Source organism: Streptomyces sp. NPDC050534 (assembly GCF_044457745.1).
Classification (GTDB): Bacteria; Actinomycetota; Actinomycetes; order Streptomycetales; family Streptomycetaceae; genus Streptomyces.
Genome location: NZ_JBITHF010000010.1, coordinates 22,442 through 44,566, shown reverse-complemented (window position 1 = coordinate 44,566; position 22,125 = coordinate 22,442). Strand labels below are relative to the sequence as shown.

General features: G+C 69.4%; 20 protein-coding genes. 16 read left to right on the top strand and 4 right to left on the bottom strand.

What is annotated here, in order from left to right; genetic code table 11:
• The first annotated feature begins 4 nt into the window (after positions 1-4).
• From ACIBN2_RS30315 to ACIBN2_RS30275, 9 genes are all read left to right on the top strand, one after another.
• Positions 5-361 (top strand): DUF4233 domain-containing protein, encoded by a 357-nt coding sequence (locus tag ACIBN2_RS30315; RefSeq protein ID WP_399139070.1) that lies wholly within the window; start codon positions 5-7, stop codon positions 359-361.
• 67 nt (positions 362-428) lie between these two features.
• Entirely contained in the window at positions 429-842 is a 414-nt protein-coding gene (gene ndk / locus ACIBN2_RS30310) for a nucleoside-diphosphate kinase (RefSeq protein ID WP_399139069.1), read from the top strand.
• 265 nt (positions 843-1,107) lie between these two features.
• Positions 1,108-2,127 carry a rod shape-determining protein gene (locus ACIBN2_RS30305; RefSeq protein WP_399139067.1) on the top strand — a complete coding sequence of 340 codons (1,020 nt, stop codon included), beginning with the start codon at positions 1,108-1,110 and terminating at the stop codon, positions 2,125-2,127.
• Between the two features lie 153 nt (positions 2,128-2,280).
• The gene (gene mreC, locus ACIBN2_RS30300; protein WP_399139066.1) at positions 2,281-3,219 is read left to right on the top strand and encodes a rod shape-determining protein MreC; all 939 of its coding nucleotides are present in this window, start codon (positions 2,281-2,283) and stop codon (positions 3,217-3,219) included.
• Between the two features lie 19 nt (positions 3,220-3,238).
• Positions 3,239-3,922, top strand: coding sequence for a rod shape-determining protein MreD (gene mreD / locus ACIBN2_RS30295; RefSeq protein WP_399139064.1), 684 nt, complete (start codon positions 3,239-3,241; stop codon positions 3,920-3,922).
• Between the two features lie 80 nt (positions 3,923-4,002).
• The gene (gene mrdA / locus ACIBN2_RS30290) at positions 4,003-6,258 is read left to right on the top strand and encodes a penicillin-binding protein 2 (RefSeq protein WP_399139062.1); all 2,256 of its coding nucleotides are present in this window, start codon (positions 4,003-4,005) and stop codon (positions 6,256-6,258) included.
• Positions 6,255-7,451, top strand: coding sequence for a rod shape-determining protein RodA (gene rodA, locus ACIBN2_RS30285; protein WP_399139060.1), 1,197 nt, complete (start codon positions 6,255-6,257; stop codon positions 7,449-7,451). Before mrdA ends, rodA begins: the two co-directional genes overlap by 4 nt.
• An 86-nt stretch (positions 7,452-7,537) precedes the next feature.
• Entirely contained in the window at positions 7,538-9,079 is a 1,542-nt protein-coding gene (locus ACIBN2_RS30280; protein ID WP_399139058.1) for a CHAD domain-containing protein, read from the top strand.
• Between the two features lie 152 nt (positions 9,080-9,231).
• The gene (locus ACIBN2_RS30275; protein ID WP_399139056.1) at positions 9,232-11,211 is read left to right on the top strand and encodes a TIGR03960 family B12-binding radical SAM protein; all 1,980 of its coding nucleotides are present in this window, start codon (positions 9,232-9,234) and stop codon (positions 11,209-11,211) included.
• Positions 11,212-11,358: 147 nt separating this feature from the next.
• Here ACIBN2_RS30275 and ACIBN2_RS30270 read toward each other — a convergent pair whose 3' ends face one another.
• On the bottom strand, positions 11,359-12,723 hold the full coding sequence (locus tag ACIBN2_RS30270) for an FAD-dependent oxidoreductase (RefSeq protein ID WP_399139054.1): 1,365 nt from the start codon (positions 12,721-12,723) through the stop codon (positions 11,359-11,361).
• 146 nt (positions 12,724-12,869) lie between these two features.
• On the opposite strand from ACIBN2_RS30270, the gene ACIBN2_RS30265 reads away from it, so the two are divergent.
• Positions 12,870-13,247, top strand: coding sequence for an ArsR/SmtB family transcription factor (locus ACIBN2_RS30265; RefSeq protein WP_399139052.1), 378 nt, complete (start codon positions 12,870-12,872; stop codon positions 13,245-13,247).
• 131 nt (positions 13,248-13,378) lie between these two features.
• Here the strand turns inward: ACIBN2_RS30265 and arsB are convergent, their stop codons facing one another.
• On the bottom strand, positions 13,379-14,488 hold the full coding sequence (gene arsB / locus ACIBN2_RS30260) for an ACR3 family arsenite efflux transporter (protein WP_399139050.1): 1,110 nt from the start codon (positions 14,486-14,488) through the stop codon (positions 13,379-13,381).
• Positions 14,485-14,793 carry an ArsR/SmtB family transcription factor gene (locus ACIBN2_RS30255; protein WP_399139048.1) on the bottom strand — a complete coding sequence of 103 codons (309 nt, stop codon included), beginning with the start codon at positions 14,791-14,793 and terminating at the stop codon, positions 14,485-14,487. The genes arsB and ACIBN2_RS30255 overlap by 4 nt, the downstream gene beginning before the upstream one ends.
• 134 nt (positions 14,794-14,927) lie before the next feature.
• On the opposite strand from ACIBN2_RS30255, the gene ACIBN2_RS30250 reads away from it, so the two are divergent.
• A complete protein-coding gene (locus ACIBN2_RS30250) occupies positions 14,928-15,341 on the top strand; it encodes an arsenate reductase ArsC (RefSeq protein ID WP_399139046.1) in 414 nt (137 codons plus the stop codon).
• Between the two features lie 142 nt (positions 15,342-15,483).
• Here the strand turns inward: ACIBN2_RS30250 and ACIBN2_RS30245 are convergent, their stop codons facing one another.
• Positions 15,484-16,785, bottom strand: coding sequence for a PAS domain-containing protein (locus tag ACIBN2_RS30245; protein WP_399139045.1), 1,302 nt, complete (start codon positions 16,783-16,785; stop codon positions 15,484-15,486).
• Between the two features lie 365 nt (positions 16,786-17,150).
• Here ACIBN2_RS30245 and ACIBN2_RS30240 point away from each other — a divergent pair, with 365 nt between their 5' ends.
• The 5 genes from ACIBN2_RS30240 to ACIBN2_RS30220 all read left to right on the top strand — a co-directional run bounded on the left by ACIBN2_RS30240 (position 17,151) and on the right by ACIBN2_RS30220 (position 22,125).
• Entirely contained in the window at positions 17,151-17,309 is a 159-nt protein-coding gene (locus ACIBN2_RS30240; protein WP_399139043.1) for a hypothetical protein, read from the top strand.
• The gene (locus tag ACIBN2_RS30235) at positions 17,306-17,962 is read left to right on the top strand and encodes a cytochrome b N-terminal domain-containing protein (RefSeq protein ID WP_399139041.1); all 657 of its coding nucleotides are present in this window, start codon (positions 17,306-17,308) and stop codon (positions 17,960-17,962) included. Before ACIBN2_RS30240 ends, ACIBN2_RS30235 begins: the two co-directional genes overlap by 4 nt.
• On the top strand, positions 17,962-18,918 hold the full coding sequence (locus ACIBN2_RS30230) for a hypothetical protein (RefSeq protein WP_399139039.1): 957 nt from the start codon (positions 17,962-17,964) through the stop codon (positions 18,916-18,918). Before ACIBN2_RS30235 ends, ACIBN2_RS30230 begins: the two co-directional genes overlap by 1 nt.
• A gap of 238 nt (positions 18,919-19,156) precedes the next feature.
• On the top strand, positions 19,157-19,927 hold the full coding sequence (locus ACIBN2_RS30225) for an SDR family oxidoreductase (protein ID WP_399139037.1): 771 nt from the start codon (positions 19,157-19,159) through the stop codon (positions 19,925-19,927).
• Positions 19,928-20,049: 122 nt separating this feature from the next.
• Complete coding sequence (locus ACIBN2_RS30220) at positions 20,050-22,125, top strand: restriction endonuclease (protein WP_399139035.1); 2,076 nt, start codon at positions 20,050-20,052, stop codon at positions 22,123-22,125.

Here is a 22,125-nt window from a genome sequence, read left to right as displayed (position 1 = left end):
ACCTTTGCGTACGCTCTGTGCTTCGACCCTGATCGGCGAGTTCTTCGTGATCGGCTTCGCCGGCCTGGTCGCCATGAAGGACCCCGACCTGACCACGGCGACGGTGTGGACGGTCAGCGGCATCGCGATGTTCCTGTGCCTGGCGCTGTGCGGCGTCGTGACGCGTCCGGGCGGGATCGCCCTCGGCTGGATCCTCCAGGTGGCGCTGATCGCCTCCGGCTTCGTCGTCCCGACGATGTTCTTCCTGGGCGCGGTCTTCGCGGCCCTGTGGTGGGCCTCGGTGCACTACGGCAGAAAGATCGACGAGGCGAAGGCCCGGTTCGCGGCGGAGGCCGCCTCCTCCACTCCTGACGCTGCGTAACTCCGGCCCGGACACGCCCTGTAATCTTCGAACACCTCGCACAAGCCTTGATCCATAGGAGCCCGCAGTGAGCCAGCGCACCCTCGTCCTGCTCAAGCCCGACGCCGTCCGCCGTGGCCTGAGCGGCGAGATCATCAGCCGCATCGAACGCAAGGCCGGCTGGCGGATCACGGCGCTGGAGCTGCGCACCCTGGACCAGGAGACGCTGGAGCAGCACTACGGCGAGCACAAGGGCAAGCCCTTCTACGAGCCGCTGGTCGAGTTCATGGCCTCCGGGCCGGTCGTGGCGCTGATCGTCGAGGGCGAGCGGGTCATCGAGGGTGTGCGCGCGCTCGCCGGACCGACCGACCCGATCGCCGCCGCCCCCGGCTCCATCCGCGGCGACTACGGCGTGATCGTGCGGGAGAACCTCATCCACGCCTCCGACTCCGAGGAGTCCGCCGAGCGCGAGGTGAAGATCTTCTTCCCCGGCCGTGCGTGAGCCCCGGCCGACAGAAGTGTGAGGTCGAGGCGTTTACCCTCGACCATCTGGCATATGCGTGGCGATCGAGGGAACGAGAGCCCCCGAACGCCCCTCTCACCAAGCGAACGCACCCAGCATCTGCTGACAATGGCGGAGACCCTTACGCAGTGTTCGTGCAGGCGCCATTACGATGGAAGCCTTCACGTCACAGCACCCACTTCGCCTACCTGAAAAGCCCTCAAAAGCTCCCAGGAAGGCCAGACGAATCCTGATGGGGAACTCAATGTCGTTCATCGGCCGTGACATGGCTGTCGACCTCGGGACCGCCAACACGCTGGTGTACGTCAGGGGTCGCGGGATCGTACTCAACGAGCCGTCAGTCGTCGCGATCAACACCAATACCGGTGGCATCCTCGCGGTCGGCGCCGAGGCGAAGAAGATGATCGGCCGGACTCCTGGCAACATCGTCGCCGTACGACCTCTGAAGGACGGCGTCATCGCCGACTTCGAGATCACCGAGCGGATGCTCCGCTACTTCATCCTGAAGATCCACAAGCGGAGGTATCTGGCCCGTCCGCGGGTCGTCGTCTGTGTGCCCTCGGGCATCACGGGCGTCGAGCGCCGTGCCGTCATCGAGGCGTCGTCCCAGGCGGGCGCGCGCCAGGTCCACATCATCGAAGAGCCCATGGCGGCCGCCATCGGCTCCGGCCTCCCGGTCCACGAGGCCACGGGCAACATGGTGGTGGACATCGGCGGCGGCACCACCGAGGTCGCGGTCATCTCGCTCGGCGGCATCGTCACCGCCCAGTCCATCCGCGTCGCGGGGGACGAGCTGGACAACGCGATCATCCAGCACATCAAGAAGGAGTACAGCCTTCTTCTCGGTGAACGGACGGCCGAACAGATCAAGATCACGATCGGTTCGGCGTACGAACTGGACTCCGACGAACACACCGAAATCCGCGGCCGGGACCTCGTCTCCGGGCTGCCCAAGACCGTCGTGATCTCCGCGGGCGAAGTGCGCAAGGCGATCGAGGAGCCGGTCAACGCCATCGTCGACGCCGTCAAGACGACCCTGGACAAGTGCCCGCCGGAGCTGTCCGGCGACATCATGGACCGGGGCATCGTGCTGACGGGCGGCGGGGCGCTGCTGCGCGGACTCGACGAGCGGCTGCGCCGGGAGACCGGCATGCCCATCCACATCGCCGAGGATCCGCTGGACAGCGTGGCGCTCGGATCCGGCAAGTGCGTCGAGGAGTTCGAGGCGCTCCAGCAGGTGCTGGACGCCCAGCCGCGCAGATGAAGTAACTCTTCGATTCCGCCGTACGAGACGATCTCTTCTCGTGCGGCGGATCGTTGATATTGAGGCATAAGCTCACCCATAAGCCTCTGCACGCCCGACACCTGAACATCCAGACCTCTGCACATTCCTATGAGGAAGGCACGGCCGCCGCACGTGAGGGACACACGAGAGAGCCGGCTGCTCCTGGTGCTGCTGATCGCCATCGCGTTCGCGTTGATCACGGTGGACATCCGCGGTGGGGAGGACTCACCGGTCGACGGTGCCCGCCAGGTGGCGGCCACGGTGTTCGGCCCGGTCGAGGACGGGGTGTCGTCGGCGGTCAACCCGGTCGGGGACGCGGTCTCCGCGGTCCGCGACTCGGGCACCCGCCACGACCGGCTCGCCCGCCTGGAGACGGAGAACGCGGCCCTCAAGGCGAGGCTCGGCAGCGACGATCGCAACGCCAGCCGGCTCAGGCAGCTCGACAAGATGCTGAAGGTCTCCGCCGAGGGGCAGTACGGCATCAAGGGCGCTCAGGTCATCGCCATAGGAGCGGCCCAGGGCTTCTCCTGGACGATCACCATCGACATCGGCGCCAACGACGGCATCAGGCGCGACATGACCGTGCTGAACGGCGACGGTCTGGTCGGGCGGGTCACCAACGTCGGCCCCGACGTCTCGACCGTACTGCTCGCCAACGACCCGGACTTCACCGTCGGCACCCGCATGGAGAACAGCGACGAGCTCGGATTCGCCTCCGGACAGGGCGACCGCCCGCTGCGCGTCGAACTCCTCAACAGCAAGGCGGACGTGAAGAAGGGCGACCGGCTCGTCACCTTCGGCTCCCAGGCCGACAAGCCCTTCGTGCCGGGCGTGCCGGTCGGCGTGGTCTCCCGCGTCGACCCGTCCGGCGGCGCCCTGACCCGCACCATCTACGTGACGCCGTACGCGAGTTTCACCAAGCTCGACGTCGTCGGCGTCGTCGTGGAGGCCCCGAAGAAGGACCCGCGCGACACGGTGCTGCCGCAGAAGCCCAAGCCGACCCCCACGCCGACGGTCACCGTCACGGCCACCCCGTCGGCCAGTGCGCCCGTCCCCAGCCCGACCTCGTAGCTGTAGGAGCTGAATCCCCATGCGCGTCAACCGGATCCTGCTCTCCTCGGCCCTGATCGTGGTGGCCATGGTGCTTCAGGTCAGCGTCCTCGCCCGGCTCCATCTGCCGGGCGCGGTGCCCGACCTGCTGCTGCTGACCGTGCTGGGCCTGGCCCTGGTGTACGGCCATGTCGGCGGCGCCCTCGTCGGGTTCGGCGCCGGCCTGCTCGCCGACCTCGCGCCGCCCGCCGACCACGCCGCCGGGCGCTACGCCCTGGTGCTGTGCGTCATCGGCTATCTCGCCGGGCTGGTCAAGCCGGACCACGGACGGCTGAAGTCGGCCACCGGCCCGATGGTCGTCGTGGTCGCCGCCGCCATCGGCTCGACCCTGCTGTACGCGGGCGTCGGCGCCCTCGTCGGCGACACCGCCGCCCGTCATGTCGGCCTCGCCGGCCTGCTGTTCACGGCCGCGCTCTACGACCTGCTCCTCGCGCCCTTCGTGGTCCCCGGGATCATGTTCCTGGCCCGGCGCGCGGAGAACGACCCGCTCGCCGCGGAGGCGGCCTCCTCGTCCAAGAAGGCGACCGACATCTCCTCCGGCTGGATCTCCGCCGGGACCGGCCTCAAGGTCGGCGGCCAGCGAGGCGCCCTGGGCAGCCTGAAGACCAGGGCCAGAACCCGCACCGCGCGCGTGGGGCGCATCAAGGGGGTCAAGCGGTTGTGAGGGCACGTGAGTTGGCGGCCGCCGTTCACAGGTCCGTCGGATATGACACGTACACACACTGAGAGGGGGAGGCAGCCGCAGTGACCAACATCCCCGAGACCGGACGGACCCCACGGGTCCAGATCCGACTCGTCGTCATCCAGATCCTCGTCCTCTCCCTGCTCGGGACCCTCGGCGGCCGGCTGTGGTACCTGCAGATCCGTGAGGGCTCCGCCTACGCCAAGGAGGCGTCCGGCAACCACGTCCAGCAGGTCGTCCAGCCCGCCGTGCGCGGCTCGATCCTGGACGCGCGCGGCGTGCCGCTCGCCGACAACGAGACCCGCCTGGTGGTCTCCGCCTCCCGCACCGACCTGCTGAAGATGAAGGACGACGGCAAGGCCGTCCTGACCAAGCTGGCCGGGGTCCTGGGCATGAAGCCCACGGACGTCATGATGCGGGTCCGGCTGTGCGACGCCAAGACGCCGCAGCCGTGCTGGAACGGCTCGCCGTACCAGCCGATCCCCATCACCGACGAGGCCACGCCCCGCCAGGCCATGCAGATCCGCGAGCGTTCCGAGGACTTCCCCGGCATCAGCGCCGAACCCGAGGCGCTGCGCCGCTACCCGGCCCCCGGCAAGGCCAACACCTCCCAGGTCCTCGGCTATCTCTCGCCGGTCACCGACGAGGAGATCACCAAGGCCCAGCACACCAGCTCGCCGTATCTGCGCTCCGACCAGGTCGGCCGCAGCGGCCTGGAGCGACAGTACGACAAGGACCTGCGCGGCAAGGCGGGGGTCACCCGCTACGAGGTCGACAACCTCGGGCGTGTCATCGGCAAGGCCAAGTCCGATGCCGCCCAGCCCGGTTCGAACCTCGTCACCAGCATCGACTCCCGCGTCCAGCGCGTCGCCGAGTACGAGCTGGACAACGCGATGAAGATCGCCCGGACCCAGTACGACAAGGTCACCGGCGAGAAGTACAAGGCCGACTCGGGCGCCGTCGTCGTGATGGAGGCCAAGACCGGCCGTATCGTCGCCATGGCGTCCGCGCCGACGTACGACCCGAACGTCTGGGTCGGCGGCATCTCCGCCAAGGACTACAAGCAGCTCACCGGCAAGGGTTCCGACTACCCGCTGCTCAATCGCGCCATACAGGGTCAGTCCGCGCCCGGTTCGACGTTCAAGGTGGTCTCCACGGCCGCCGCGGTCGAGGCCGGCTACGCCTGGGACGGCGGCTACCCCTGCACCAGCTCGTACTCGGTCGGCGGCCAGGTCTTCAAGAACTTCGAGGGCGAGAGCTTCGGCCCCATCTCGCTGGGCCGCGCGCTCGAGGTCTCCTGCGACACCGTCTTCTACGGCCTCGCCGACCGCGAGTGGAAGAAGGACGGCGGCATCAACCCGAAGAAGGGCGAGCCGAAGGACTACTTCTACAAGGCCGCCCACCAGTTCGGCCTCGGCAAGCAGACCGGCGTCGACCTCCCGAACGAGGTCTCCGGCCGCGTCCCGGACCGCCAGTGGAAGCTGGACTACTGGAAGGCCAACAAGGACGCCTGGTGCAAGTCCGGCAAGAAGGACGGCAGTTACGTCGAGAAGATCGCCTACGAGAACTGCCTCGAGGGCAACAAGATGCGCGAGGGCGACTCGATCAACTACTCCATCGGGCAGGGTGACACGCTGCTCACCCCGATCCAGGAGGCGATGATCTACGGGGCGCTCGCCAACGGCGGCACCGAGTACGTCCCCACCATCGGCAAGGCGGTCATCAGCGCCGACGGCAAGACGGTCACGCCGATCAAGCCGCAGGTCAAGGCGAAGCTCCCGGTCAGCAAGGCCACCCTCAAGGGCATGGACAAGGCGCTCGCGGGCGTCATCACCAGCGGTACCGCCGCCTGGAAGTTCCAGGGCTGGCCGCAGGACAAGATCACGCTGCACGCCAAGACCGGTACCGCGGAGGTCTACGGCAAGCAGACCACCTCGTGGCTGGCCACGTACTCCAAGGACTACACGGTCGTCATGACGATCGCCCAGGCCGGTACGGGTTCCGGCGCTTCCGGTGAGGCCGTGCGCAACATCTACAGCTCCCTCTACGGCGTCCAGGGCGACGGCTCGATCGACCGGAAGAAGGCGCTGCTTCCCACCCCGCAGAAGGGCCTGCCGAAGGTCAAGACGGACGGCACGATCGACTCCCCGAAGGTCGGCAAGGACCCGGTCAAGGACCTGAAGAAGGCCCAGGAGAAGGGCGCGGCCACCCCGGGCGGGACCCAGCCGCCCGCGGCCACGGCCTCGCCGACCGCGACGACGAACCGGAACACCCGCAGGCGGGCGCGCAGGCGCGGGAACCGGAGGATGCTCACATGACCGGAAACAGCTTCTCCGTCCCGGGGTACGGGCCCCAGCGGGCGGGCTGGACGCGGATCTTCGCCCGCGACTCGCTCGCGCGCCGGCTGGACTGGCCGATACTGCTCGCGGCGATCGCGCTGTCGCTGATCGGCACGGCCCTCGTCTACTCGGCGACCCGCAACCGCACCGAGATCAACCAGGGCGACCCGTACTACTTCCTCATCCGGCATCTCATGAACACCGGCATCGGGATCGGCCTGATGATCGGCACGATCTGGATCGGCCACCGCGCCCTGCGCACCGTCATCCCGTTCCTGTACGGCCTCTCGGTCTTGCTGATCCTGTTGGTGCTCACTCCGCTCGGTTCCACCGTCAACGGCGCGCACTCGTGGATCGTGCTCGGCGGCGGCTTCTCCCTCCAGCCCTCGGAGTTCGTGAAGATCACGATCATCCTGGGCATGGCGATGCTGCTGTCGGCGCGGGTCGACGCGGGCGACAAGAAGTACCCCGACCACCGCACGGTCCTGCAGGCCCTGGGCCTGGCCTCCGTACCGATCCTGGTCGTGCTGCTCATGCCCGACCTCGGATCGGTCATGGTGATGGTGGTGATCATCCTCGGCGTGCTGCTCGCCTCCGGCGCCTCCAACCGCTGGGTGTTCGGCCTCATCGCGGCCGGCGCCACGGGCGCGGTCGCCGTCTGGCAGCTGCACATCCTGGACGAGTACCAGATCAACCGGTTCGCGGCCTTCGCCAACCCCGCGCTGGACCCGGCGGGCGTCGGCTACAACACCAACCAGGCCCGGATTGCGATCGGTTCGGGTGGTCTGACCGGCTCGGGACTCTTCCACGGCTCGCAGACCACCGGCCAGTTCGTGCCCGAGCAGCAGACGGACTTCGTCTTCACGGTGGCGGGGGAGGAGCTCGGCTTCGTCGGCGCGGGGCTGATCATCCTGCTTCTCGGCCTGATCCTGTGGCGGGCCTGCCGTATCGCCCGCGACTCGACGGAGCTGTACGGCACGATCGTCGCCGCCGGGATCGTCGCCTGGTTCGCCTTCCAGATCTTCGAGAACGTCGGCATGACCCTCGGCATCATGCCGGTCACGGGCCTGCCACTGCCGTTCGTCTCGTACGGCGGCTCGTCGATGTTCGCCGTCTGGCTGGCCGTGGGGCTGTTGCAGTCCATCAAGGCGCAGCGGCCCATGTCGGCGTAGTGAGCCTGGTGTTGCATCCGCCTTTGCCTGGGATTCGCCCCCGAAGGGCCCTGCCGCTCGGGGGTGAATCCCACTAGATTCAGTTCATGGCGGACACGAAGCGTGAGATCGAGCGGAAGTACGAATCCGACGACAGTGGCCTGCCGGACCTGACCGGCGTGACCGGCGTCGACGCCGTCGTCGACAAAGGTGTGGCGCATCTCGACGCCACGTACTACGACACCGCCGACGAGCGCCTCGCCGCCTCCTCGATCACGCTGCGCCGCCGCACCGGCGGTGCCGACGCGGGCTGGCACCTGAAGTTCCCCGTCGCCCCCGGCGTCCGCGACGAGATCCACGCCCCGCTCTCCGACAGCCTGCCGCGCAGCCTCGCCGGCCTGATCCGCTCCCGTGTGCGCGACGCCGAGCTGCGGCCCGTGGTCCGGCTGCTGTCCGACCGCGACATCCGCGACCTCGTCGACGCCGGGGGCCGGCTGCTCGCCGAGGTCAGCGTGGACGCCGTACGCGCGGAGCGGCTCACCGGCGACGGCGGCGTCGCCCAGTGGACCGAGCTGGAGGTGGAGCTCGCCGACGGCGGCGACCCCGCCTTCCTCGACAGGGTCGACAAGCGGCTGCGCAAGGCGGGCGTACGGCCGTCCGCGTCGGCGTCGAAACTGGCGCGGGCCCTGGCGGAGACGGCACCGCGCAAGAAGAGCGGGAAGACCGGGAAGGCCGTGAATGCCGGGAAGGCCGGCGGGCAACGGCGGCCCGGGCCCCCGGATACGGCCGGTGACCATGTCCTCGCCTATGTCCGCGAGCAGCGGGACGCCCTCGTCGAGCTCGACCCGGCCGTACGGCAGGACACGTACGACTCCGTGCACCGCATGCGCGTCGCCACCCGCCGTATGCGCAGCGCCTTCCTCTCGTACGCCAAGGTCCTCGACCGGACCGTCACCGACCCGATCGGCGAGGAGCTGAAGTGGCTGGCCGGCGAGCTCGGCGTGGACCGGGACCAGGAGGTGCTGGCCGAGCGTCTCACCGCGGCCCTGACCGAGCTGCCCCGCACCCTCGTCTACGGCCCCGTCCGCACCCGGCTGCGCACCTGGACGCACGCCCGGCACGGCGGATCGCGGCGCAGGCTGATCGGTGTCCTGGACTCCACGCGGTACCTGACGCTGCTCGACAGCGTGGACGCGCTGGTCGCCGAACCGCCGCTGCTGCGGGCGGCCGCCGGCAGTCCGGAGAAGGTGATCGGCAAGGCCGTACGCAAGGACTTCGGGAGGCTGGCCGGCATGGTGGAGCAGGCCATCGCCGCGGAGCCCGGCACCGAGCGCGACCTCGCCCTGCACGAGGCGCGCAAGAAGGCCAAGCGGACGCGGTATGCGGCGGAGGCCGCCATCGCCTCCCTCGGCGACCCGGCGACCGCGCTGGCCAAGTCGATGAAGTCGCTCCAGAACCTGCTCGGCGACCACCAGGACAGCGTCATGACCCGCCAGACCCTGCGCGAGCTGTCGGCCGTGGCGCACGCGGCGGGGGAGAACGTCTTCACGTACGGACTCCTCTACGGCCGCGAGGAGGCACGCGCCGCGGCGGACGAGGCGGAGCTGCCGGGGGCCTGGCGGGAGGTCACGGACGGGATGCGGGTGTGAGTGGCGGGCGCGGGCCGGTCGGTCCGAGGGGCCTCGTGGCGATCCGGCCGACGGGCCCCGCGGCGATCCGGGCGGTCAGGGCGACCGCGGCGCCGCGTTAGGCTAGATGGTCACCCCTGTCAGTTCCGTCCAGCCCCCCGAAGGTTTGCGAGATGCCTGCCGAAGTCGCTGCGGCCGCCGAGTCCGTGTTCCCGCAGCTCGAAGCTCTGCTCCCGCATGTGCAGAAGCCGATCCAGTACGTCGGCGGTGAGCTCAACTCCACCGTCAAGCCGTGGGAGTCCTGTGACGTCCGCTGGGCGCTGATGTACCCCGACGCCTACGAGGTCGGCCTGCCGAACCAGGGCGTCATGATCCTCTACGAGGTCCTGAACGAGCAGGAGGGCGTCCTCGCCGAGCGCACCTACAGCGTGTGGCCGGACCTGGAGGCGCTGATGCGGGAGCACGGCGTCCCGCAGTTCACGGTGGACAGCCACCGGCCGGTGAAGGCCTTCGACGTGTTCGGGCTCTCCTTCTCCACGGAGCTGGGCTACACGAACATGCTGACGGCGCTGGACCTGGCGGGCATCCCGCTGGAGTCGAAGGACCGCGGCCTGGACGACCCGATCGTGCTGGCGGGCGGCCACGCCGCCTTCAACCCCGAGCCGATCGCGGACTTCATCGACGCGGCGATCATCGGCGACGGCGAGCAGGCCGTGCTCGACATGACGCGGATCATCAAGGAGTGGAAGGCGGAGGGCCGCCCCGGCGGCCGCGAGGAGGTCCTCTTCCGCCTGGCCAAGACCGGCGGGGTGTACATCCCGGCGTTCTACGACGTCGAGTACCTCCCCGACGGCCGGATCGCCCGCGTGGTGCCCAACAAGTCGGGCGTCCCGTGGCGCGTGTCCAAGCACACGGTCATGGACCTCGACGAGTGGCCGTATCCGAAGCAGCCCCTCGTCCCCCTGGCCGAGACGGTCCACGAGCGCATGTCGGTGGAGATCTTCCGCGGCTGCACCCGCGGCTGCCGCTTCTGCCAGGCGGGCATGATCACACGCCCGGTCCGCGAGCGCTCCATCACCGGCATCGGCGACATGGTCGACAAGGGCCTGAAGGCGACGGGCTTCGAGGAGGTCGGCCTCCTCTCGCTCTCGTCCGCGGACCACTCGGAGATCGGCGACATCGCCAAGGGCCTGGCGGACCGCTACGAGGAAGACAAGATCGGCCTCTCCCTCCCCTCCACCCGCGTGGACGCCTTCAACGTCGACCTGGCGAACGAACTGACCCGCAACGGTCGCCGTTCGGGCCTGACCTTCGCCCCCGAGGGCGGCTCGGAGCGCATGCGCAAGGTCATCAACAAGATGGTCTCGGAGGAGGACCTGATCCGGACCGTCTCCACCGCCTACGGCAACGGCTGGCGCCAGGTGAAGCTGTACTTCATGTGCGGCCTGCCGACGGAGACCGACGAGGACGTCCTGCAGATCGCCGACATGGCGATGAACGTGATCGCCGAGGGCCGCAAGGTCTCCGGCCAGAACGACATCCGCTGCACCGTCTCGATCGGCGGCTTCGTCCCCAAGCCGCACACGCCCTTCCAGTGGGCGCCGCAGCTCTCGGCGGAGGAGACGGACGCCCGCCTGGAGAAGCTCCGCGACAAGATCCGCGGCGACAAGAAGTACGGCCGCTCGATCGGCTTCCGGTACCACGACGGCAAGCCGGGCATCGTCGAGGGCCTGCTCTCCCGCGGCGACCGCCGTATCGGCGCGGTCATCCGCGCGGTCTACGAGGACGGCGGCCGCTTCGACGGCTGGCGTGAGCACTTCTCCTACGACCGCTGGATGAGCTGCGCGGACAAGACGCTGCCCGCCTTCGGCGTGGACGTCGACTGGTACACGACGCGCGAGAAGACGTACGAGGAGGTCCTCCCCTGGGACCACCTCGACTCGGGCCTCGACAAGGACTGGCTCTGGGAGGACTGGCAGGACGCCCTCGACGAGACGGAGGTCGAGGACTGCCGGTGGACGCCTTGCTTCGATTGCGGGGTGTGCCCCCAGATGGACACGTCCATTCAAATCGGCCCGACCGGGAAGAAGTTGCTGCCTCTTACGGTCAAGAACACCGGCCCGGCAGCTGCTTCGAGCGGGCACTCGCACTGAGGTGAGCGAGGCGTCGCGGATCGTCTCCGAGGTCGGGTGTTGGTCGAGCGCCGATCGACCCAGGAGGCGTGACCTGCATGAAGGTGCTGGCCATCGCGACTTTGGCCAGCATCCAACCTGCCGTGGATGTCGGTGATCCGTAGATCGTCAGCACCCGCCGGACGTGCGGGGTGCGTCGGTGCCGATGTGCAGGGTGGCCGGGGCTGCGCAGCAGCCTCCGTCTTCGCTGCTCCGGGCCGCGTCGGGATCGTCGTAGAGGCCCGCGCCGCCGCAGACGCCGGTTTCGGGCAGGGTCAGTTCGACGCGTTCGGCGGCCTCACGGTCGCCGGCGATCGCCGCGGCGATGGATCGGACCTGCTCGTAGCCGGTCATGGCGAGGAAGGTCGGGGCGCGGCCGTAGGACTTCATGCCGACCAGATGGATGCCCTGCTCCGGGTGGGTCAGCTCGTTCACGCCGTGTGGGTAGACCGTGCCGCAGGAATGGACGTTGGGGTCGATGAGCGGGGCCAGCGCGGTCGGGGCCTGGAGTCGCTCGTCGAGGCCGAGGCGGACCTCGGAGAGGAAGGACAGGTCGGGGCGGAATCCGGTCAGCACGATGGCCTCGTCGACCGGGTCCAGGCGGCGGCCGTCCTCGGCGACCAGGACGAGCCGGTCACCGTCGCGTTCGACCGCCTGTGTGCGGAAGCCGGTGACCGCGCCGGCGTGACCGGCCTCGACCGCGGCCTTGGCTCGCAGGCCCAGGGCGCCGCGAGCGGGGAGCTGGTCGGCTTCGCCGCCGCCGTAGGTGTTTGCGCCGATGCCTCGACGCAAGACCCACGCGGTGTGCGTGCCCGGCTCGTCCTCGGCCAAGTCGGCGAGGTAGGCGAGTGCGGTGAAGGCGGAGGCGCCGGAGCCGATGACGGCCGTGCGCCTGCCTGCGTAGCGGGCGCGGACGGCAGGGTCCTTCAGGTCGGGAACCCGGTAGGAGATCTGGGCAGCCGCCGCCTTCTCGCCGAGTGCGGGCAGGCCGTCGGCGCCCATGGGGCCGGGGATGCTCCAGGTGCCGGAGGCGTCGATGACGGCACGGGCGGTGAGGCGTTCCTCGCCACCGTCGGCCGTCTGGATGTGGACGGTGAAGGGCTGCTGGTCGCGGTCGGCGTCGACGATACGGTCCCGTCCCGCGCGAGCCACCCCTGTGACGGTCGCGCTGTAGCGGACCTTGCCTTCGAGTACGTCGGCGAGGGGCTGGAGGTAGTGCTCCGCCCAGTCGGCGCCGGTGGGGTAGGTGGCGCCGTCGGGGCGGGTCCAGCCGGTGGGGGCAAGGAGCTTTTCGGCGGCGGGGTCCGTGACCTCCGCCCACGGGGAGAACAGCCGGACGTGCGACCAGTTGCGTACGGCGGTGGCGGCGGTGGGTCCGGCCTCCAGGACCAGCGGTTCGAGGCCGCGCTCGACGAGGTGAGCGGCGGCGGCCAGGCCGACGGGGCCGGCTCCGATGACCACGACGGGTAGCTGGTCGGTGGTGGGCTCGTTCACTGTGTTCCCCTTTGATTCGACGTCTGTCGATCCCCTGCGCGCCCCAGGATGGCATCTGTATCGACAGGCGTCAACATAGACATTTGTCGAATCAGTGATGATGCCTCACCTGGCCCGCTTGGTTCGATGTGTGTCAACATAGATGTATGTCGAATACCAAGGCGCTGCCGCTGCTGGAACCCGCCGTCGGCGAGGCGGCATGGCTGTGCTGCCCGCCGCTCACCGAGCGCCCGTTCACCGCAGAGGAGGCAGAGACGGCCGCCCGGATGTTCAAGGCGCTCGGTGACCCCGTGCGGCTGCGGCTGTTCTCGGCAGTGGCCTCGCACGAGGGCGGCGAAGCGTGCGTGTGCGACATCTCCGACGTGGGCGTCTCCCAGCCGACGGTGTCCCACCACCTGAAGAAGCTCAAGGAGGCCGGGCTGCTCACCTCCGAGCGGCGCGGCACCTGGGTCTACTACCGGGTTGAGCCGTCCGTGCTGGCCACGATGGGCAGGCTGCTGACCATCCCGTCGGCCGGGGTGTGACCAGCACGTCGGGATTCGGGCCCCCGGTGGCCGTCAAGCCACCGGTACGACGCGTGCTATGCACCACCTGCGCCGCACGTGCACGTCAGGAACTGCTCGTGCGCCGATCTCGTGGCAGTCCAGGCAGATCATCAGCCCTCCTGCGGCACCGGTGTCAGCTGTCGGGAGGCGACGAACGTCCGCCGCCAGGCGAGCGAGACGTAGACCAGGGCCACCAGCACCGGGACCTCGATGAGCGGGCCGACCACGCCGGACAGGGCCTGACCGGAGGTGACGCCGAAGGTGGCGATGGCGACCGCGATGGCCAGTTCGAAGTTGTTGCCCGCGGCGGTGAAGGCGAGCGTGGCGGTGCGGTCATAGGCCAGCCCGATGGCCTTGCCGAGGGCGAAGGTGCCGAACCACATGATCGCGAAGTAGGCCAGCAGCGGCAGCGCGATGCGGGCGACGTCGAGCGGCTGTGAGGTGATCGTCCTTCCCTGCAGGGCGAAGAGGATGACGATGGTGAACAGCAGGCCGTACAGCGCCCACGGGCCGATCTTCGGCAGGAAGTTCGTCTCGTACTTCTCGCGGCCCAGCTTCTTCTCACCGACGCGCCGGGTGAGGAAGCCGGCCAGCAGCGGGATGCCCAGGAAGACGAGGACATTCAGCGCGATCTTCCACATGGAGATGTTCAGGTGCCGGCCCTCGCCCAGGTTCAGCCAGTTGGGCAGGAGGTCGAGGTAGAACCAGCCGAGCAGGCCGAATGCGAGGACCTGGAAGACCGAGTTCAGGGCGACCAGGACGGCGGCGGCTTCGCGGTCGCCGCAGGCGAGGTCGTTCCAGATGATGACCATGGCGATGCAGCGGGCCAGGCCGACGATGATCAGACCGGTGCGGTACTCGGGCAGGTCCGGCAGGAAGATCCACGCCAGCGCGAACATCACGGCCGGACCGATCAGCCAGTTGATGACCAGGGACGACACCATCAGCTTCTTGTCGCCGGTGACGGCGTCGAGCTTGTCGTAGCGGACCTTGGCCAGAACCGGATACATCATGATCAGCAGGCCGATGGCGATCGGCAGGGAGATACCGCTGATCTCAACCTTGGCCAAGGCGCCGTTCAGGCCGGGAACAGCCCGGCCCAGACCGAGTCCGACGGCCATGGCGAGCAGGATCCAGACGGCGAGGAAACGGTCGAGCGTCGACAGCTTCGCGACGACCGAGGACTCCTCGGCGGACGCGGCTGGATCGGTGCGGGTCACGGGCAGGCCCTCTTGTTCTCGGCGGCGTGGCGAGCGGACTCGGCCAGCTCGGCGAACTGACCGGCGAGCGATGCGATGACGTCCGCGCGCAGTTTGTAGTAGGTGAACCGGCCGCACGGCTCCGTCTGAACGACCCCGGCCTCGCGCAGCACCTTCAGGTGGTTGGAGAGGTTGGTCTGACGGGCGCCCGTCTCCTCCACCAGGTGCGTGGTGCACAGCGTCTCTTCGGCGAGCAGGGTCACGATTTTCAGCCTGAGCGGGTCCGCCAGAACCCGGATCAGATCAGTGTCGACTGACGTCAGCATGCGCTGATACTGTCACATCAATGGTGGCTGATATCACCAGGCGCTGATGTGATTCGATCCCGTTCCGGTTCCCGTTCCCGTTCCGTTTTCCTTTCCCGTTTCCGTTTCCGTTGCAGAGGCAAGTGAGACCTTCGATGTCCGACAAGCCCTCCGTGCTCTTCGTCTGTGTTCACAACGCCGGCCGGTCCCAGATGGCCGCGGCATGGCTGAGCCGCCTGGCCGGGGACCGCGTTGAGGTCCGCTCCGCCGGATCCGACCCGGGTGAGCAGGTCAACCCCGCCGCCGTTGCGGCGATGGCCGAGGTGGGTATCGACATCTCCGCAGAGGTCCCGAAGGTCCTCACCGTGGATGCGGTCAAGGACTCGGACGTGTGCATCACCATGGGATGCGGCGACGCCTGCCCCGTCTTCCCCGGCAAGCGCTACCTCGACTGGATCCTCGACGATCCCGCCGGCAAATCCGTCGCCGACGTCCGGCCCGTCCGCGACGAGATCGAGCGCCGTGTTCGCGGCCTCCTCGACGAACTCGGAGTGCCGACGCAGCACTGACTCTTCCGGGTGTCCTCAGAAGCGCTTCACTCCGGTACGGAGCACGTGGGCGGCCATGGCTTCCAGGCCGCTTCATGAAGCGACCTTCGGGCTCAGGTTCGCGGATCGGCTACGCGGATCGGCTACGCGGATCGGCTAACACTCAGTCGCCGTCCGGCCCGGTGTGAGGGCGGCCAGGATCGGGGGCCGACGTGAAGACGGTGGTCTGGATGTCGCGGATGACTTTGTCCAGGCGCGCGGTCACGTCCATCACGGACGTCTGATGATCGGCCCGAAGAGTGGTGGCGAGACCGTTGAGGGTCATGGTGATGGCGAAGATCTCTTTGATGGTGCGGTCGCGCAGTGCCGCGGCGATGCGGTCGCGGTCCTCCATCTGGTGCATGAGTTCGAGATGGGCCCGCTGGGCGGCCAGTTGCAGGGCAAGGGCGGCCTGGCCGGCGAACAGCGTCAGCATGTCCAGCTCACCCTGGTCGAAGCGCGGACCGCCTTGGACGCGGGCTACGAAGAGCACCCCTGTGGTGTGTCGGCCCTCGGCCAGCGGCGCGATCATCACCGGTCCGAGTCGGTCCATGCCGGTGTCGCGGCAGGCGCCGCCGGGCACGTCCGTGATCATGCTGTCGCTGATCAGTGGTACTCCTTCACCGTAGACCCGGCCGCACAGCGAACCGTCCACCGGCAACTGCAGGCCGGCGAGGTCGGCCGCGTGGGGTCCGGTCGGCTCGCTCACCATGAGTACGGACGTGCCGGGAAGCGGCAGGGCGAGCGCGGCCATGTCCGCCTCCGCGACCTCGCAAGCCCGCTCGGCGATCAGACGCAGCGCCTGCCCCAGATCCTGCCCCTGCAGCAGTGTCGTGGTGATCTCGGCGTGAGCCCGCTCCCAGGCATGACGCCGCTCAGCCTGCACATGCAGCCGGCTTTGTTCGTCGCGCGCGGCTCGCAACTGTTCGTTGAGCCGCTGCATCTCCTGGGCGCGCGTGTAGAGCTCGGCCTCCATCTCCTCCTCGGCGCGGCTCGCTCCGCCGGCTCCGCCGCGGGCCTGGATGAACGCGGTGATCTCCTCCACCCGGTGGAGCAGCAGCACCACCTGGCCCTCGGCGTCCAGGACAGGGACGTTGACCGGGCTCCAGTACCGCTCCTCGAACACCCCCGGCCGCCCGGCCACCGGGATGTCGTACTTCTGCACCGCCATCGTGTCCCGCGCGCCGGTGGCCAGGACCCGGTTCAAGGAGGCGCTCAGGTTTCGCGTCCCGTCCGCGTGAGGATCATCGGGGTTGTCGGGGAACGCTTCGAACAGGAACCGGCCGACCAGGTCCTCATACGTACGGCCGGTGGCTTCCAGATACGCCGGGTTCGCGTCGACGATCACCAACCCGGTGGTCAGCACCAGGCATGGACTTGGGACAGCCCCGAACACAGCCCTGAAGTCGATGTCCACGCCGTCCATGACCTCTCCATCGGGAACAACTGTTCGCCGTTGTGGCGAGCAGTCTAAGAGCCGCGTCCATGCGGGAGCCAGAACCGAACGGCGCAGTGCCGCCTTTCCGGCCGCTCCCGATCACCGGGTGACGATCAGTCGGTTCGGAACGCGCACCCAAGGCATCCAGGAATGTTCGCAGGGCCTGCCCGGGCTGCGGGCGGTGTTTGCCGAGTTCCGTAGTGACTCCCCTCCCGGCACTCTTCGTGTGATTGAGCCGTTCGGCCCATGGCCGGGGTGGGCCGACGGGCCGAGTGTCTTACGAGGCGTTCTACTTGCTCTCGAACTCCGAGGGGAGCCGGCTCATGACAGGACATCCGCTTTCCGATGGAAGCGTGCTTGCCGCGCCCATCGATCTCAACGGGACCGGGAGCTATGTGCACTGGGGTGTGGTGCAGCTGTCCGTCGCCAACCTGGTGGTGATCGGGTTGATGCTGGTCGTCTTCGTGGCGGCCCTGCTCCTGCCGTTCCCCAGAGGGCGAGGCCGGCGATGAGCGGGGTGCCGGAGAGCGGCGGCGGCTGGACCGGAGCGGTACGGCGGAAGTCGGTGCGGGCACTGCCCCCGGACAAGCTGATGCCGGACACGCAACCCGCGTACATGGCCTCATGGATCTACGTCTTCGGTGTGCTCACCCTCACCTCGCTGATCGTCGTCCTGGTCACCGGTGGGGTGCTGGCCCTGAAGGGGCCGGCCTGGTGGCACGTCTCGGACGTCGGCAAGTACGTGAACAGCCTGCACCTGTGGAGCGTCGAGCTGTTCATGTTCTTCATGGTCATCCACCTGTGGGGCAAGTTCTTCATGGCCGCCTGGCGGGGTCGGCGGGCGCTGACCTGGATCACCGGCACGGTGTGCTTCTTCACCTCGATCGGCACGGCCTTCACCGGCTACCTGGTCCAGCAGAACTTCGACTCCCAGTGGATCGCAGGGCAGGCCAAGGACGGGCTCAACTCGGTGGGGATCGGCGCGTTCTTCAACGTGCTGGACTTCGGCCAGATGCTGATGTGGCACATCACTCTGCTGCCGTTCGTCCTGTTCCTGCTGACGGGCTGGCACCTCCTGCTGGTCCGGCTGCGCGGGATCGTGCCGCCGATCGACGCCACCGCACCTTCCGCGGACGCCATCACGCAGGAGGAGGCGGCGCCGTGATGAACCGACGTACCCGCAAGGCGGCCGTTCCCGACCCGTCCACCTTCCCGACCAGGCCGTACGACCTGGTCAAGGAGTTCACCATCACGTTGGTCGTGGTGGCGCTGCTGACCGTGGGCCTGGCCGCCGTGTTCTCGTCGCCCGACGTCACGCCGGTGACGCTGGCCTCCTGGTCGAGGGCCGACGGTGCCGACTTCACCGCGACCTCCGTGTCCGAACTCGGCGGCACCAGCGGTACGGCCGAGTACGGGCCGCCGTACAACCACACGCCGGGCGCGGCGCAGAAGCTGGGCCCGCTCGGGCTGCAGAGCGCCGCGGGGGTCCGCATCCCGGTGGACACGGCGAACGACTTCGTTCTGGGGCCGCTGCGCAACGTTCCGGAACCGCCCGTCGTCACCGCTGCCCTCGCCGCCTGGGACGCCGCCTCCGCCGCCCGGCACCAGGCATGGACCACGGCCTACTCCGATGCCCTGGCCAAGGCCCACGGCGGTGCCCCCGCGCAGGGCAACTACGGCCCTGTTCCCATCCTCACCGCGCGCCTGCTCCAACTCGCTCGCAGCGGCGCGCTGGACGGCCAGCTCCAGGCGCAGGGCAAGTTCTACGAGACCGACTACACCCGCTCGCTGCTCTTCCTCTCCGACGGCTCCTACCTGGAGTCCCTGGCCCGTGCCGAGCACCTGGGCGGTGACCAGTGGGGGATGATGAACGAGACCGGGAACTACCCGGGCCAGGCGTGGCTGTGGCTGTACACCTTCTGGTACCAGATCGAGCCCTTCAAGTCGTCCGGCAACGCCGACGCCCTGATCTGGGGTCTGATGGCCCTGCTCAGCCTCGCCCTGCTGCTGGTCCCCTTCATCCCCGGAGTGCGCTCGGTGCCGCGCTGGACGCGGGTCCACCGGCTGATCTGGCGCACGTACTACCGCGAACAGGCCGCGGATCGGGGCCGGCGGGAGTGATTCCCGCGCCCGGACAAGGGTCGGTGCGGCCGGTCTGATCCGGACGGTTCGATTCGGCCGGTCTGATCCCGACCGGTCCGATCCGGCCGACCTGATCCGGCCGCCTCGATCGCCGGGCCGGGCCCGGCCCGGCCGCGCTGCCCCTGTCCGGATGCAGCCTGCCCGGGCGGGTGACAGACTGTGGAGCCACGGAGTCCAGCTGTGATCGATCCGCTCGCCGACCGGTTGGGGACTGTTCATGACTTCCGAGACCTCCGGGACCTCCGCGGCACGGCACGCGCCGGGTGAGACCCTCGCCGGGCAGACGGTCGTGGTGGTGGGCGGCAGCGCGGGGATCGGTCTGGAGACCGCGCGGCAGGTACGTGCGGCGGGCGGCCAGGTGGTGCTCGCGGCACGCAACGCCGAACGTCTGAAGCGGGCGGCGGACGAGCTGAACGCGCTGAGCACGGCCGCCTTCGACGCCCACGACACCGATCGTCTGGAGCGCTTCCTCGGGGAGCTGCCCGGACAGGTCGACCATGTGCTGGTCACGGCGGGCAGTCCGTCGTACACCCCCCTCGACGAGATCGATCTGGCCGACGCCGGACGGGACTTCGGCGGGCGTATCGCGATGCTGCTGGCGGTGGCGCGGGCGAGCCGGGCGAAGGTCAGGGCCGGCGGTACGCTGCTGTTCATCGGCGGTACGGGTGGCCGGCGGCCCGCCCTCGGGATGGCCGTGACGGGCGCCCTCACCGCTGCGCTGCCCGCGCTGACCGCCAACCTGGCACTGGAGATCGCGCCGATCCGGGTCAACCTCATCGCGGCCGGATTCGTGGACACTCCGTTGTCGGCGTCCCTGCTGGGCGACCAACTCGACGCGCGCCGCGATCACTTGAGGAAGACTCTGCCGATCGGGCGGGTGGTCGGCCCGGCGGACGTCGCCGCCCTGGCCCTGCACCTCATGGCCAACGACGCGCTCACCGGCGCCACTTACGACATCGACGGCGGCCAGCAGCTCGTCGCACCCTGATCGCTCCGTCGTACCGCCCAGGGTGACGGTTGCTGGCTACAGTCATATCGTCACGGCCGGTTGCGGGGACAACCGGAGTTCTGGTCGGTTTCGGCCGGCGTCCTGGGGAGGGCTTGCGGTTCATGGGTCGTCGCTCTAGCGGTTTTGTCGGCGTCTGGGCCGAGATGCAACGCGAGCAGCAGCGTCAGGCGGAGGCCGAGGCCAGGCGGCAGAGGGAGCAGGCGCGGCAGGCGCGGGCCTATCAGCGGCAGGTCGCCCAGTCCCAGCGGGAGTACCGGCAGGCGGAGGCCCGGCGGCGTACCGAGGAGATGGAGGCGGAGGTCGCGGCGCTCCAGGGAATCCTTGCCGCCGGCTGCCGGGCACCGGCCTTCCGGGCGGCCTCGCTCATGCGCTCCGTGGACGTGCGGCCCTTCGCGCCGGGGCAGTTGGCCGTCCCCCTCTCCATGCCGGACCCGAACCAGTACCAGGCGCAGGGCGGCTGGACCGCGAACCGGCGCGCGCAGGCGGAGGCCGAGGCGCGGGCCCGCTTCGAGCGCGACTGGTATGCGGCGCAGGCCGCGGAGCAGCAGCGGCAGCAGCAGTTGGCCGCGCAGCAGCGTGAGTACACGCAGTGGGCACAGGCGCAGCTGTCGGAGGTGCGCCGGCACAACGCCGGCATCACCGAGGTCACCGAAGGGGTCCGCCGCAGGGACCCTGATGCCGCCGTGGAGTACTTCTCCGCGGCCCTCTACTCGTCGTCGGCGTGGCCCGAGGGATTTCCCCGGCAGGTCACGGCGGCCTACGACCCGGCGGCCCGGGAGCTGGTGCTCGACTGGGAGCTGCCGGGCTACGGCGTCGTCCCCGGGACGAAGTCGGTGCGGTACATGCCGACCGTCGACCAGGACAAGGAGACCCCGCGCCCGGTGGGGCAGCGCCGGGCCCTGTACCGCGAGGTGCTCGCGCAGTCCATGGTGCTGGTGCTGCACGAACTCTTCGCGGCCGACGAGTTCGACGCGCTCGAGTCAGTGGCGCTGAACGGCTTCGTGGACGACCACGATCCGGCGACCGGGCGGCGGGCGCACATCTTCCTGGCGACCGTCATGGCACGGCGGTGCGTCTTCGGCGGGCTGCACCTGGAGCAGGTGGACGCGGTGAGCTGCCTGACCGACGGCCTGCGGGGGCAGCTCGCGGCACGGCCGGACCAGCTCGCTCCGGTGCGGCCCGGGCGCAGGCCGCAGGACGTCGGGAACGCCGTCGTCACCCATGGCGGGGACGAGCCCCAGGGCGGGGACGAGGAACCCGATCTGTTCGAGATGGATCCGATCGCCTTCGAGATGCTCGTCGCCGACCTCTTCCGGGCGATGGGGATGCAGGCCGTGACGACCCAGCGCTCGAACGACGGCGGCGTGGACGTCGACGCCGTGGACCCCGCGCCGATCCGCGGCGGCAAGATCGTCGTGCAGGTGAAGCGCTACCGCCACACCGTGCCGCCGACGGCCGTCCGCGACCTGTACGGCACGGTGCAGGACGTCGGCGCCAACAAGGGTGTCCTGGTGACGACGGCGGGGTTCGGCCCCGGCTCGCACACCTTCGCCAACGGCAAGCCGCTGGAACTCGTCTCGGGCGGCGAACTCGTCGACCTGCTGCACCGGCACGGACTGCGGGGGCGTTTGGGCACGGGCGGACGGGCGACGCCGGCGCGGCCCGCGCCGCCCGGCGCCACCGCCCCGCCCGAGGACCACAACATCCTGGGCATGACCTGGTCCGGCGGGGTGGCGCTGGACGTGTGCGCGCTCGTCTGCTCCGGCGAGCGCGTCCTCAGCGACGACCACTTCGTCTTCTTCAACAACAGGCGGACGCCGGACGGTTCGGTGGTCGCGCTTGCGGCCACGCCGCCGGACAAGGCGGCCGTACGCGTCTCCTTCGACGCGCTGCCGGCGAGCGCCGACCGGCTCGTCCTGGTGGCCGCCGTCGACCCGCAGGCCGACCCTGGGGCCGACCTGTCGGGGTTCACGAACGCCTGCATCCGCCTGCTGGACCCGGGCATGACCGAACTCGACCGCCTCGTGGTCTCCGACGGCCGCCCCGGCGAGACCGCCTTGGTGCTCGGCTCCTTCCGGCGCAGGAGCAGCGGCAACTGGGAGTTCGTGCTCGGCGGCAAGGGCTACCCGGGCGGGCTGGAGCAACTCGTTCAGGACTACGGCATCGAGGTGGCGTAA

What these genes read in the sequence shown, in the direction of transcription:
- ACIBN2_RS30250 (WP_399139046.1), top strand. Translation starts at nt 14,928, where the DNA reads ATGTCCGACAAGCCCTCCGTGCTCTTCGTCTGTGTTCACAACGCCGGC.
- ACIBN2_RS30275 (WP_399139056.1), top strand. Translation starts at nt 9,232, where the DNA reads ATGCCTGCCGAAGTCGCTGCGGCCGCCGAGTCCGTGTTCCCGCAGCTC.
- mreD (WP_399139064.1), top strand. Translation starts at nt 3,239, where the DNA reads ATGCGCGTCAACCGGATCCTGCTCTCCTCGGCCCTGATCGTGGTGGCC.
- ACIBN2_RS30265 (WP_399139052.1), top strand. Translation starts at nt 12,870, where the DNA reads ATGTCGAATACCAAGGCGCTGCCGCTGCTGGAACCCGCCGTCGGCGAG.
- ACIBN2_RS30245 (WP_399139045.1), bottom strand. Translation starts at nt 16,785, where the DNA reads ATGGACGGCGTGGACATCGACTTCAGGGCTGTGTTCGGGGCTGTCCCA.
- rodA (WP_399139060.1), top strand. Translation starts at nt 6,255, where the DNA reads ATGACCGGAAACAGCTTCTCCGTCCCGGGGTACGGGCCCCAGCGGGCG.
- ACIBN2_RS30255 (WP_399139048.1), bottom strand. Translation starts at nt 14,793, where the DNA reads ATGCTGACGTCAGTCGACACTGATCTGATCCGGGTTCTGGCGGACCCG.
- ACIBN2_RS30220 (WP_399139035.1), top strand. Translation starts at nt 20,050, where the DNA reads ATGGGTCGTCGCTCTAGCGGTTTTGTCGGCGTCTGGGCCGAGATGCAA.
- ACIBN2_RS30305 (WP_399139067.1), top strand. Translation starts at nt 1,108, where the DNA reads ATGTCGTTCATCGGCCGTGACATGGCTGTCGACCTCGGGACCGCCAAC.
- ACIBN2_RS30235 (WP_399139041.1), top strand. Translation starts at nt 17,306, where the DNA reads ATGAGCGGGGTGCCGGAGAGCGGCGGCGGCTGGACCGGAGCGGTACGG.
- ACIBN2_RS30230 (WP_399139039.1), top strand. Translation starts at nt 17,962, where the DNA reads ATGAACCGACGTACCCGCAAGGCGGCCGTTCCCGACCCGTCCACCTTC.
- ACIBN2_RS30280 (WP_399139058.1), top strand. Translation starts at nt 7,538, where the DNA reads ATGGCGGACACGAAGCGTGAGATCGAGCGGAAGTACGAATCCGACGAC.
- ACIBN2_RS30225 (WP_399139037.1), top strand. Translation starts at nt 19,157, where the DNA reads ATGACTTCCGAGACCTCCGGGACCTCCGCGGCACGGCACGCGCCGGGT.